The sequence below is a fragment of the Christiangramia sp. OXR-203 genome (assembly GCF_034372165.1).
In the GTDB taxonomy this organism is placed as follows: Bacteria; Bacteroidota; Bacteroidia; order Flavobacteriales; family Flavobacteriaceae; genus Christiangramia.
This window is the reverse complement of record NZ_CP139698.1, coordinates 1,553,940-1,565,975: the sequence shown is the minus strand read 5'-3', so window position 1 is coordinate 1,565,975 and position 12,036 is coordinate 1,553,940. Positions and strand designations below refer to the sequence as shown.

The window sequence follows — 12,036 nt, the reverse complement described above, 5'->3', positions numbered from 1 at the left end:
TTACTTACCAGCGAAAAAATCGTCCCCGAATCCTATAAGATATAATTTTTCCTGGGCCCGGGTGATCGCAGTATATAACCATCTTAAGTACTCCTTCCCTACTCCGTTTGGCAAGTAAGGTTGCTCGATAAATACATTTTTCCACTGGCCACCCTGGGACTTATGACAGGTGATAGCATAAGAGAATTTTATCTGGAGAGCGTTGAAATATTTATTGTTTTTCACATTCATGAACTGTTTGTACTTAGACCTTTCATGCGCGTAATCCTTTTTGACTTCCTCATAAAGTCGGTTTGATTCTTCGTAAGTAAGCGAAGGTGTATTCGTGGTAAGCGTATCCAGCATAATGACCGTTTCAAAAGGTCTCATTTTAGGATAATCAACCATTCGCACCTGTACTTCAGCAAACCTGAATCCGTATAATTCTTTAAATCCAAAGATCTCCAGCACTTTTACAATATCGCCATTTGCAATGAACCCGGCTTCACTGGTCGGTTTAATCCAGAAATAATTATTCTTCACGACCATTAAATAATCTCCAGGAGAAAGTTCATCTTCCTGAAACAGAATTCGGGATCTTATTTGTTGATTGTACATATTCGCCCTTTTATTGGACCGTACAATGATACTAGTATCTTCATGTCCATTCTCGCCATAGGAATCCTGAATAGCATCCATGATCTCATACCCATCAGTTAATCGAATCACATCGGCATTGCTGGAAAGCTCGAATTGAAAGCTTTCATAGAATTCCTCCTGCAGGCTTTCCCGGATAAGAGTCGCATTGTGCAATATATCACTGCCTTCACTTTGCCGTACTACTTCATCAAGTTCGATAAAAGAAACCTCCTTATTATAGTTAAGTCCCAGCTTCTCTTCCTCAAGCGCCGGACTAAGATCCATTTTTACTGGTGGTAGCTGCGCGGTATCTCCAATTAAGATAAGCTGACAATTGTGCCCGGCATAGACATACTCGATTAGATCATCTAGCAGTGATCCATTTTCGAAAAGTTTGGAGTTTCCACCGTCATCTGAGATCATCGATGCTTCATCAACAATGAACAGGCTGTTCTTGTGTTTGTTAGGCTGTAATGTGAATTGAACACCCCCATTTCCCGATTTCTTCGGAAAATAGATCTTCTTATGAATGGTAAAAGCTTCTTTATTGGAATAATTGGAGATTACCTTAGCAGCTCTTCCCGTTGGTGCCAGTAGAATTCCGGACTTTCGTATCTTCCATAAGTTCTTGGTAAGCGTGCTAATTATGGTAGTTTTACCCGTACCAGCGAAACCCTTCAGTAAGAACAACTTATCTCGCCCTCCTTCCACCACGAATTTAGAAAGCATTTGTAATGCGATATCCTGTTTTGTGGTTGGTTGAAATTCAAGGTCCTGAATAAGTAATTTGAAGAAGGAATCCGGCGTGGGTATATCCATAGAAAGTGCGTAAAAACTCAAAGATACTAATGGATTTTTATGACAGAAACTTTTACGAATAAAAAAAAGTTGTAGATTTGCGTGTAACCCATTAACCTTTAAACTAAACTAAATTTTAAAAGCATGAGATTTGTAATTCAGATACTTCTTTGGTTGGTTATTATCTTCCTGGCATATCTTACTTTCAACGCGGTTTACGAACCACTACAATTTAATAAGATTAAGGAAAAGAGATATACCAAAGTAATTAAAAATCTTAAGGATATCAGAGCTGCTGAGCTTGCACATCAGGAAGTAACTGGAAAATTCACTGGTAACTGGGATAGCCTGGTTCGTTTCCTTGACACTGCTGAATTTGCGATCACGCAAAGACGTGATACTGTAATGCTAGACGAAGAGTATGCCAAAACATACGGTGTAGATAAGAACATTGAAAAAGTGATCATTGACACTTTAGGTTTCGTGCCAGTAAGTGACTCATTGTTTAAAGGTGATAAAGAAAGATATCAAACCATGATGAATGTTCCTGTAGAAGGGGTGAACGAAAAGTTCGAACTTAGAGCAGGTACGATTCAAAAAGGTGATAATAAAATTCCAGTATTCGAAGCTAGAATTTCTAAAGCTGTAGTACTATCAGATCAGGATAGAACTCTAATTCTTCAGGAAAATGAAGTACAGTCTGTGGATGATGTAAACGGAAGATACATTAGCGTTGGTAGTATGACAGAAGTTAGTACCAGTGGTAATGGGTTTGACAGATATGGTGGAGATAGCGACAACGACTAGTAATATCAAAGCAAATAAAAAGATGTCCATTCAGGTTAGCCTGGATGGACTTTCTTTTTGTATCCTGGATAAAGAGCGCCAGGAGATCGAATATTTGAAAAGTTTTGACTTTGAAAAACAACTCGATCCTATAAAAGTCCTTTCCAGGATAGAACTTATTATTGAAAAAGAGCCCATTCTTCAGCAACCGGTTCAGGAAGCCAGTTTATTTTTCACCAATACACTTTTTACACTAGTTCCTTCCGAATTGTTTGACGAAGATCAGGCAGTAAGTTTCCTGAAGTTTAATGCCAAAATACTCAAAACCGACTTTATTGCTCATGACGAGATCAATAATGAACTTGTTAATGTGTACATCCCCTACGCCAATATCATCAATTATTTCTTTGATATGTTCGGTGAATTTGAATACCGGCATAGTCTGAGTATTCTTATAGATAGCCTACTGAAAATAAAATCTTCGGAAAAACCCAAGATTTATTTACATACTCATTTACATCATTACGAATTGGTAGTGATCCAGAACTCTAAGTTGATCTTCGCTAATAGTTTTGAGTTTGAAACTAAAGAAGATTTTATCTACTTCCTGCTATTTACTCTGGAACAACTTGAGTTGGATCCTAAAGAGGTTGAATTGATCTTGCTCGGTGATATCACAAAAAATTCAGAAGAATATAATATAGCGTACAGATACATCACGAATATTTCCTTTTTAGACGTATTTCATACTTTCAGTTTTTCCGAAGAAGCGAAGCCGAAATATCCTTTGGCCGAATATTTAAACATTAAAAGTCTATCATGAGAATAATATCAGGAAAGCATAAAGGAAGACGAATTACCGCTCCTTCAAAACTGCCGGTTAGACCAACGACAGATATGGCTAAGGAAGCGCTATTTAATATTCTGAATAACCAGTATCATATTTCAGAACTTAAAATACTTGATCTATTTTCTGGAACAGGGAATTTAGCATTTGAATTTGGTTCCCGCGGCGCCAAAGATATTACTGCTGTAGATGCACATATTGACTGCGTTAAATTTATAAAGAAGACTTCTGAAGAACTGGAGCTTTCAATAATAGCTATTAAAAGTGATGTTTATAAATATCTTGAAAAAGGAGCTACAAGATCTGATCTAATTTTTGCCGACCCTCCTTACGATTTTACTACAGATCAATTTGGAAAGATCGCTGAAATCATCTTTTATCGTGACCTGTTAAACGAGGATGGTGCATTGATCATTGAACACTCTAAACACACAGATCTAAGTCAATTTCCCCATTATAGTCATCAGAGAAAGTACGGAAGTAGCGTTTTTAGTTTCTTCGAATAATTACTACCTTCATACTATGACACACCAGGTAAGAAGACTTAACCTCACGTATGCTGATCTTGAACTACATGAACAATATGTGATTTCTACGATTAAGGAAGACCAGGTTCTTGATAAGGAACAGATCGAAGAAATGAGGAAAATCTTCTACGATCACTTTGGAGATAGAAAATGGGTATATATAAGCAATAGGAAGAACAAGTACAACGTTAATCCTGTTATCTATATAGATCTAATTCAAAGAAAATCTTTAATTGGGATCGCAATTGTACTACGTGAAAATGATGGTGCCCTTACTGCTAATTTTGAAAAACAATTTGCAACAATTCCTTTCGAGATGTTTGATAATAAATCTGAAGCTCTTGCCTGGGCCAATGGGATGCTTTCTCAGAATTCGAAGTTTTAGAAGGCTACAATTAACCGCTACTACTATTCTATTTTTTACAGGTTTTATGATGAATGCCCAACAAATGAAACTGGTCTGGCAGGATGAATTTGATCATTCGGGAAAACCAGATCCTACAAAATGGAGTTATGAAACCGGATTCATTAGAAATCTGGAGGCACAATATTACACTTCAAGAAAAAAAAATGTACGCGTTAAAAACGGTAAATTAATTATAACCGCCAGGAACGAGTATTTTGAAAATCCTGATTACGATCCTGCGATAAAAGATTATCGCATCAACACACCGGAAACCAACTACACTTCTGGTAGTATTCACACCTCGGGAAAGTTTGATTTTAAATATGGTAGAATAGATGTTCGTGCGAGTTTACCAAAGTCTGCCGGATCCTGGCCTGCAATTTGGATGCTAGGTTCAAACTTCAAAGACGTAAAGTACCCTGAAGCTGGTGAGATCGATATTATGGAACATGTAGGAAAAAACCAGGGAGAAATTCATGGAAGTGTTCATTATGCAAATGAGCAGAATGAGATCGTTTCCAAAACTGATACTACTTACGTCGATATTGTTACAGAAAAATTCCATGTATATTCAGTAGACTGGGACAGGGATCGCATCCAATTCCTGGTAGATGATGAAGTTTATCATACGTTTGAAATTGCAGATGCCGGAACTACTAACAATCCATTTAGAAAGCCATTCTTTCTATTGATCAATCTCGCACTTGGAGGAAAGTGGGCAGGAGAGATCGATGATTCAAATTTTCCGCAGAAATTCAAAATCGATTATGTACGAGTGTACCAACGAATAGAGAATAAAAAAGCAGGCCTGTAAGCCGGATTCTGTCATCCGATAATAAGATCGGATTCCTTATCATTTATCTAAAATTAGCGTTACCACTAATCTTGAGCTGCCTACCCTCCGGCAACGGACGGGCGATCCTTAAATGCCGGTTTACATGGCATTGCACCGCATAGAGTTTACCTGGTTTCACTACAGCTTAACCTGTACATTCTTTCTGTTGCACTGGTCCTGATCTCACGATCGGTGGGCGTTACCCACTATACTGCCCTGTGGTGTCCGGACTTTCCTCTCCGAGGTATATGTCGGAGCGATAAGGCGGCCTGCTTCCGGCAAATGTAAGTCAAATTATGTTCATTTCTTAAGTCATTTGTTCATAAAAAACACCCCGGTCCACCTCGATTAGAATTGGGATTTTTATATTTGTAGTTCAATAGATTTTGATGGAACATTTTGTAGTATCAGCACGTAAATACAGGCCTCAAACATTCAAAGATGTTGTTGGACAGCAAGCGATCACCAATACGCTCGCGAACGCTATCCATAACAATCATCTCGCCCAGGCTTTGTTATTTACAGGACCTCGTGGTGTAGGTAAAACTACCTGTGCCCGTATCCTCGCAAAAATGATCAATCATGATGGTACTCAGGCTCCAGACGAAGATTTCGCTTTCAATATATTTGAACTGGATGCGGCTTCGAACAACTCGGTGGATGATATTCGAAATCTTATTGACCAGGTTCGTATCCCGCCACAGGTTGGAAAATATAAGGTCTATATTATTGATGAGGTGCATATGTTATCTGCTTCTGCATTCAATGCTTTTTTAAAGACTCTTGAAGAACCGCCAAAACATGCTATTTTTATACTGGCCACGACAGAAAAGCACAAGATCATTCCAACGATCCTGTCTCGTTGCCAGATATTTGATTTTAAGAGAATTACTGTAACAGATGCGAAGAACTATCTTGGTTATATTGCTGAACAGGAAGGTGTAAAAGCAGAAGATGACGCCTTGCATATTATCGCTCAAAAAGCCGATGGTGCGATGCGTGATGCACTGTCTATCTATGATCGTGTGGTTAGTTTCAGTGGAAATGAACTTACAAGACAGGCAGTTACAGAAAATCTGAATGTTCTGGATTATGACACTTATATGCAGGTCACAGATTTGATTCTCGCGAATGATATTCCCCAATTACTTCTGAAATTTAATGAAATCCTAGCTACAGGATTTGATGGACATCATTTCATTGCAGGATTGGCATCTCATTTTAGAGATTTGCTAGTTTGCAAGGATCAGAAAACCATCCAATTGCTAGAAGTGGGAGAACAAACAAAAGCTCGATATTTTGAACAGTCTCAACAAACTTCACATCAATTTTTGATGGAAGCAATTGAACTTGCAAATTCCTGCGATCTAAAATATAAGACGAGTCAGAATCAAAGATTGCTGGTTGAACTTTGCTTAATGCAACTGGCTTCGATCACTTTCGATACGCAAAAAAAAAAGTCTGAACGCAACATAGTTCCCCCGGAACATTTCACTCAGCATTCGGTTCAAATATCGAATGAGAAGAAAGAACTGCTAAGGGAAAGTGAGCATGACAGCTCTACTCCTGCTGAAGAAATTGGTCTTCCAGATCCTAAAAAAGCACCGGAATCATGTGCTAAACCAGAAGAGGCAACTTATTATTCTAAGGAGAGTCCTTCGGATTCTAATGAATTTTCAGCCGCAACTCAGACTAATGCTGCTGAAACCGATGCAAACCTTGATTCTTTAAATCTTCCGAAGCAAACATCGAACTCTACTGAAAAGACCGAAGTACAGGAATTTAGAAAAGTTGCTGAAGAAGAACCTGTTAGAACGAAAAAGATTCTTCCTGAGATCAAACGGGAAAAGGTATCTGGCCTGTCTTTAAAGAGCATTAGTAAAAAAAAGGAACTGGCGGAAAAACAAAAAGCGATGTTGCCTGTTGAAGAGGTAATGGATGATGAGTTTTCCGAAGAAGATATGATACGGGAATGGAAAAATTATTCAGAAAAACTGAAGAATAAAGGTGAAAAGATTCTCGCATCTATTTTCGAATCGCAAACACCCAGTCTTGAAAATAGAGATATTCATCTCACCTTTCCGAATGAAACGATGAAGATCGATCTTGAACGGGAAGAGAACAGACTAATGAATTTTCTAAAAGCCAGACTTAGAAATACGCATATAAAGCTGATCATTCATGTAGATGAAGCTGTTTCCAAAAAATACGCCTTTACTCCGCAGGAAAAATATGAAAAACTGAAAGAGGCCAATCCTCTACTCGACCAATTGCGAGCAACCTTTGATTTAGATGTATAATTATGTTGGGATTAAAATTACCTACAGACCCGAGATGGGCTGATATTGCAGAGAAAAACATTGAAGATATTCTTGTTGATCACGCATACTGTGAACAAAAAGCGGCTTCTACAGCGATCTCTCTCATAGTAAGTTTCCCGGAATATTCTGACCTGGTGAACGCCATGACCGCACTTGCAAGAGAAGAAATGGGGCATTTTAAAATGGTACACGACCGGCTGCTAAATATGGGTTTTAAAATGGGTTGGGATCGTAAAGATGAATATGTTATACAACTTTTAAAGTTTTTCCCTAAAGGTGGCAGCAGATCCACTCAACTGGTACATCGTCTTCTTATTGCTGGTTTGATCGAAGCCCGTAGTTGCGAACGTTTCAGACTACTTTCTGAAGAACTGGAAGATAAAGATCTGGCAAAATTTTACCGTGACTTGATGATAAGCGAAGCCAACCACTATACGATGTTCCTGAAGTTCGCCCGGCAATATGGCGAAGACCGGAAAGTAGTAGATCAAAAATGGGAAGATCTACTGGAATTTGAAGCTAAGATTATGAAGGATCTGGGAACAAAGGAAAGTATTCACGGTTAGACCTTTTTCCTCTTAGAATCATTATATAGAGATTTAATTATCCCATCTGCAAGTCCAATTTTAGGTACATGTATCCAGTTGGCACGAGCCCATTTCATGGAATTTACATAGATCTTTGTAGCTGGAATGATCACATCTGCGCGGTCATTCTTTAGATTCAGTTCGGTGATTCGCTCCTCGTAAGTATAAGAATTCAGCTTTTCGTCATAGTCTTTCATATACTTCAAACTAAGAGCCTTTCCTTCCTTCTTCGCACTGGTCTTGAAAATATTGTTGATGTTTCCTCCGGAACCTATAAGATCGATATCATCGTAATCCCTGGTAGTTTCTTTCACCCATTCGCGCATTTCTTCCCAGGTATGATGCTCAACAAGGTCCTCCATCATTCTAACAGTTCCAACTTTGAACGATCTGGAAGCTACCGTTTTCCCATTACTATACATAGTGTATTCTGTACTTCCACCCCCAACATCCACATATAAATAATTACAATCGTTTTGGATAAGTGCATGCAGATCTGTTGCGGCGATGATCGCAGCTTCATGAGATCCATCAATGATCTCAATATTAATTCCAGATTTCTCTTTAATTATAGCAGCAATCTCGTTACCATTAGTCGCTTCCCGCATTGCCGAAGTTGCGTAAGCCTTGTATTTCTCCACACCATGAGATTTCATCAAGAGATTAAAGGCGTGCATAGTATCGATCATGCGCATGGTATTCTTTTCTGAAACTTTCTTCTTCAGAAATACATCTGCACCAAGTCTTATAGGAACACGTACCAGCGAGGTTTTGCGAAACATTGGTTCTTTACCTTCCTTTTCAGTAATAGTTGACACCAACAGTCTTACGGCGTTGGATCCAATATCTATAGCAGCGAAATTCTTTTGTTTGATCATTCGTAAATTTCAGTTTTTCTTAAATAATAATCATATAGCGCGAACTGGGATCTAACCCTTTCACCATCGGTAGGTCGATAGGGATTGTCCATGCCTCTGCAATGTGTTCTGGCTTTCACATTATCACTCCAGCTAATTTCAAATGTTTCTATAAGTTCCTGCTTGATATCCTCATCGTAAATAGGACAGGAAATTTCCACTCGTTGATCCAGATTTCTAGTCATAAAATCTGCAGATGAAATGTAAACCTTACGATTTCCACCATTCTCGAAAATATAAACCCTTGGATGCTCTAGAAATTTATCTACAATGCTAATAGCCTCTATGTTATCACTAATTCCTTCAATACCCGGATTCAGGCAACAGATTCCTCGAACGATCAATTTGATCTTTACTCCGGCCTTGCTAGCCATGTATAATTTGTCGATCACTCCATTGTCTGACAAACTATTCAGCTTTAACCTTATACCTGCAGGTTTTCCGTTCTTCGCATTATCAATTTCAGCCTGGATAAGACTATAAATAACATTTCTTGTATAGTGCGGTGAAACGATCAAGTGCTTGTACTTGTTCACCTTGTAATTCGTCTCAAAAAATTCAAAGACCATATCTATTTCCTTCAGGATGGCAGCATCTGCAGTGAACAGCGTATAATCTGTATAAAGCCTCGAGGTATTTTCATTAAAGTTTCCTGTACTTATGAAACCGTATCTCTTGAGTTTACCTTCCTCTTCACGCTCTATCACACAGGTTTTACAATGTACTTTAAGTCCCGGAACTCCAAAAATCAAATTGACACCTTCTTCCTGCATTTGTTCGGCGTAACGAATATTCGCCACTTCATCGAACCTCGCTCGCAATTCGATTTGAACTGTAACTTTTTTGCCGTTTTTAACCGCGTTGATCAGGGAACTGGCGATATGTGAAATCTTTGCCAGCCTGTAAATTGTGATTTTAATTGTTTTAACCTTAGGATCCAGGGCTGCTTCTCTCAGGAATTTAACTACATAAGCAAAACTTTGATAAGGTGTATACAATAAGTAATCCTTTTCAGCAATACCTTTTAGTACACTTGTTTGAAGAATCAGGCCGGGAATTGGCAAAGGTTCCCGTTTTTCGAATTGTAGCTCTGGCCGTCCCAGACTTGGGAAATCCATATAGTCCCTCCTGTTGTGATATCGTCCACCAGGAATGATACTATCTGTAGATTCGATACCCATTTTATTCATCAAATAAGTAAGAGTCTCGCTATCAATATTTTTATCATAAACAAATCGAACAGGATCTCCTTTTATTCGGTCCTTCACACTGTCTGAAATCTTTTCTATAAAACTTTTACTAAGATCGCTATCCAGATCCAATCCCGCGTCCCGCGTAATTTTGATCATGTGTGCCGAAAGACTTTCGTAATCAAAAATATTAAAAATTGTATGCAGGTTATACCGAATGAGGTCATCAAGAAGAATAATATATTGCTTACCATTTTCCTCCGGGAGTACTACAAAACGTTCAATATTCCGCGGGATCTCAATTAATACATATCGCTTTTCCTTAGTTTTTCTCTTTAGGATCCTGTTTATCCCATCTTTCTGTTCTACTTCTTCGGCCATCACCATCTTCACCGCCAGATATGCTGCGGAATCCTTTAATGACGGCATTTCAGGAAGTTCATTCAGGATAATGGTAACCAGGGCCGGACTAACTTTGCTTAAAAAATAGTTTTTAATGAAGTCCTGCTGCTTATAGGTCACTTCATTCTCATTAATGACATGGATATTATGCTCCTTCAGCTTTTCCTGTATATCTTCGAGGATCTTAAGACTTTCAGACTGTTGATCTATAACAATTTTAGTAATTGCTTCTAGAAGTTTACTCGCTTTAATTCCGCCAAGAACACTTTTGGCGGCTTTCCCGGCAAGATCAATTCTTTTAACGGTGGCATAACGTACCTTAAAGAACTCATCAAGGTTATTTGAGAAGATTCCCAGGAATCTCAATCTCTCGATCAGGGGCACTGTTTCGTCTGCCGCTTCCTGTAAAACTCTCGCATTAAAGCTTAACCAGCTTAATTCGCGGTTCGTATATTTCTTGTTAGCCATAAATTCTAGCGGAGATTTTTAGGAAATAGATGTAAAATGGTCTTTCCATTGTCAATATTTCGCCATGAATCAGCTTCAAAATCGATCACCGTGAGGCCAGTTGTTGGAACATTATCGAATTTCTTATCTCCAAGAAAATTAACGAGGATTGTCATAGCCGGATTATGGCCAAAAACAATAAGTTGATCCCGGTCATCAGGACATTGCTGTATCTCTCTAAGTAATTCGTTTTGATTGAAGGTATAAAGCTCTTCTTTTACTTCAAAATCTGGATCTGTTATATTCAGATTCTTCTTAAAAAGCTTCGCAGTTTCATGTGCGCGAACTGCGTAACTGGTCCAAAACAATCCACCTTGCTGATAGAAGTTCCGGAAGTTTTTTAGAACCAGCTCAGCATCCTTATAAGCTCTTTTCTTTAATGGTCGTTTGTGATCCGGAAGCTCATTCTCCCAGGATGATTTACCATGTCTTACTAATATTAATCGCTTCATAGATTATGGTGCTAAACGTTCGTAATTCCAGGAGTTCGTAATTTTTTTGTAGCGTATGCGGTCATGCAAACGGCTTTCCCTTCCCTGCCAGAATTCAAAAATTTCTGGCTGGAACACATATCCTCCCCAGTCTTTTGGCTTCGGAATTTCTTTTGAATCATATTTTTCTTCAAGACTGGATAATTTTTCTTCAAGATATTCCCTCGAAGGAATTACAGAACTTTGATCTGATGCCATGGCCCCCAGCTGACTCCCTTTAGGTCTCGAATGAAAATATGCTTCCGACTCTTCTTCGGAAATTTTTACTGCAGTTCCCTGGATGATGACCTGTTTTTCCAGTTCTGGCCAGAAAAATGACAGGCAACAGTTAGGATTTTCAGCCAGAGCCTTTCCTTTATCTGAAGAGTAATTTGTATAGAAATGAAATCCCACCAGTCCGAAAGCTTTCAATAGAATAATTCGTGACTTTGGTACCATATCTTTTCCAACCGTAGCGATGTTCATCGCATTGGCTTCAAGGATATCATCTGAGTTATCAGCCTGGTTGAACCAATCCTGAAAGAATTGTAGAGGGTCCTGAGGTATAGCATCATCTTCTATTCGATCTTTTTTGTAGGATTTACGGTAATCGTTTAGATTTTTGTTCATGTTTAGGCCGCTTTTCCTGCAATTTACGAGTTTCGAAAGTAAGATAGAAATGTTTCTGATGGATTCTAAAACATTTAATGATGCATGCAAAAAACATGCATTTTGTCGGATATTGTACACAAATCTTCTTTTTTACAGACAATTCAAAAATTTAACGGACTACAAAAGTTTTAAATGTTTTATAACTGTAAATCA

At 38.4% G+C, this 12,036-nt stretch carries 11 protein-coding genes, 1 other RNA gene and 1 pseudogene; 7 read left to right on the top strand and 6 right to left on the bottom strand.

What is annotated here, in order from left to right:
* Positions 1 to 1,437, bottom strand: coding sequence for an ATP-dependent DNA helicase (locus T8I65_RS07055; protein ID WP_322302786.1), 1,437 nt, complete (start codon positions 1,435 to 1,437; stop codon positions 1 to 3).
* A 123-nt stretch (positions 1,438 to 1,560) separates the two neighbouring features.
* Here T8I65_RS07055 and T8I65_RS07050 point away from each other — a divergent pair, with 123 nt between their 5' ends.
* From T8I65_RS07050 to T8I65_RS07030, 5 genes and pseudogenes are all read left to right on the top strand, one after another.
* Entirely contained in the window at positions 1,561 to 2,223 is a 663-nt protein-coding gene (locus T8I65_RS07050; protein ID WP_322302684.1) for a hypothetical protein, read from the top strand.
* On the top strand, positions 2,183 to 3,025 hold the full coding sequence (locus tag T8I65_RS07045) for a DUF3822 family protein (RefSeq protein ID WP_322302683.1): 843 nt from the start codon (positions 2,183 to 2,185) through the stop codon (positions 3,023 to 3,025). Before T8I65_RS07050 ends, T8I65_RS07045 begins: the two co-directional genes overlap by 41 nt.
* Complete coding sequence (locus tag T8I65_RS07040) at positions 3,022 to 3,555, top strand: RsmD family RNA methyltransferase (RefSeq protein ID WP_322302682.1); 534 nt, start codon at positions 3,022 to 3,024, stop codon at positions 3,553 to 3,555. The genes T8I65_RS07045 and T8I65_RS07040 overlap by 4 nt, the downstream gene beginning before the upstream one ends.
* A gap of 16 nt (positions 3,556 to 3,571) precedes the next feature.
* Positions 3,572 to 3,961 (top strand): hypothetical protein, encoded by a 390-nt coding sequence (locus tag T8I65_RS07035; protein WP_322302681.1) that lies wholly within the window; start codon positions 3,572 to 3,574, stop codon positions 3,959 to 3,961.
* Positions 3,930 to 4,694 (top strand): annotated as a pseudogene (locus tag T8I65_RS07030) (glycoside hydrolase family 16 protein); the annotation flags it as partial. The gene T8I65_RS07035 and the pseudogene T8I65_RS07030, both read left to right, overlap by 32 nt.
* Before the next feature lie 83 nt (positions 4,695 to 4,777).
* Here the strand turns inward: T8I65_RS07030 and rnpB are convergent.
* An RNA gene (rnpB, locus tag T8I65_RS07025) (RNase P RNA component class A) lies at positions 4,778 to 5,093 on the bottom strand.
* 113 nt (positions 5,094 to 5,206) lie between these two features.
* Between rnpB and T8I65_RS07020 the strand changes: the two genes are divergently transcribed.
* Entirely contained in the window at positions 5,207 to 7,117 is a 1,911-nt protein-coding gene (locus tag T8I65_RS07020) for a DNA polymerase III subunit gamma/tau (RefSeq protein WP_322302680.1), read from the top strand.
* A 2-nt stretch (positions 7,118 to 7,119) separates the two neighbouring features.
* Positions 7,120 to 7,704, top strand: coding sequence for a tRNA-(ms[2]io[6]A)-hydroxylase (locus tag T8I65_RS07015; RefSeq protein WP_322302679.1), 585 nt, complete (start codon positions 7,120 to 7,122; stop codon positions 7,702 to 7,704).
* Here the strand turns inward: T8I65_RS07015 and T8I65_RS07010 are convergent.
* From T8I65_RS07010 to pdxH, 4 genes are read right to left on the bottom strand one after another with little or no spacing between them, the layout of a single operon-like run.
* The gene (locus tag T8I65_RS07010; protein ID WP_322302678.1) at positions 7,701 to 8,603 is read right to left on the bottom strand and encodes an exopolyphosphatase; all 903 of its coding nucleotides are present in this window, start codon (positions 8,601 to 8,603) and stop codon (positions 7,701 to 7,703) included. The two genes, T8I65_RS07015 and T8I65_RS07010, sit on opposite strands and share 4 nt — an antisense overlap.
* The gene (gene ppk1 / locus T8I65_RS07005) at positions 8,600 to 10,702 is read right to left on the bottom strand and encodes a polyphosphate kinase 1 (protein WP_322302677.1); all 2,103 of its coding nucleotides are present in this window, start codon (positions 10,700 to 10,702) and stop codon (positions 8,600 to 8,602) included. Before ppk1 ends, T8I65_RS07010 begins: the two co-directional genes overlap by 4 nt.
* A gap of 5 nt (positions 10,703 to 10,707) precedes the next feature.
* Complete coding sequence (locus T8I65_RS07000; protein ID WP_322302676.1) at positions 10,708 to 11,193, bottom strand: SixA phosphatase family protein; 486 nt, start codon at positions 11,191 to 11,193, stop codon at positions 10,708 to 10,710.
* A 3-nt stretch (positions 11,194 to 11,196) separates the two neighbouring features.
* On the bottom strand, positions 11,197 to 11,841 hold the full coding sequence (gene pdxH / locus T8I65_RS06995; RefSeq protein ID WP_322302675.1) for a pyridoxamine 5'-phosphate oxidase: 645 nt from the start codon (positions 11,839 to 11,841) through the stop codon (positions 11,197 to 11,199).
* Positions 11,842 to 12,036: the final 195 nt, after the last annotated feature.

Bases quoted from the DNA above. Each gene is read 5' to 3' on its own strand.
- T8I65_RS07055 (WP_322302786.1), bottom strand. From the start codon at position 1,437: ATGGATATACCCACGCCGGATTCCTTCTTCAAATTACTTATTCAGGAC.
- T8I65_RS07050 (WP_322302684.1), top strand. From the start codon at position 1,561: ATGAGATTTGTAATTCAGATACTTCTTTGGTTGGTTATTATCTTCCTG.
- T8I65_RS07045 (WP_322302683.1), top strand. From the start codon at position 2,183: ATGGGTTTGACAGATATGGTGGAGATAGCGACAACGACTAGTAATATC.
- T8I65_RS07040 (WP_322302682.1), top strand. From the start codon at position 3,022: ATGAGAATAATATCAGGAAAGCATAAAGGAAGACGAATTACCGCTCCT.
- T8I65_RS07035 (WP_322302681.1), top strand. From the start codon at position 3,572: ATGACACACCAGGTAAGAAGACTTAACCTCACGTATGCTGATCTTGAA.
- T8I65_RS07020 (WP_322302680.1), top strand. From the start codon at position 5,207: ATGGAACATTTTGTAGTATCAGCACGTAAATACAGGCCTCAAACATTC.
- T8I65_RS07015 (WP_322302679.1), top strand. From the start codon at position 7,120: ATGTTGGGATTAAAATTACCTACAGACCCGAGATGGGCTGATATTGCA.
- T8I65_RS07010 (WP_322302678.1), bottom strand. From the start codon at position 8,603: ATGATCAAACAAAAGAATTTCGCTGCTATAGATATTGGATCCAACGCC.
- ppk1 (WP_322302677.1), bottom strand. From the start codon at position 10,702: ATGGCTAACAAGAAATATACGAACCGCGAATTAAGCTGGTTAAGCTTT.
- T8I65_RS07000 (WP_322302676.1), bottom strand. From the start codon at position 11,193: ATGAAGCGATTAATATTAGTAAGACATGGTAAATCATCCTGGGAGAAT.
- pdxH (WP_322302675.1), bottom strand. From the start codon at position 11,841: ATGAACAAAAATCTAAACGATTACCGTAAATCCTACAAAAAAGATCGA.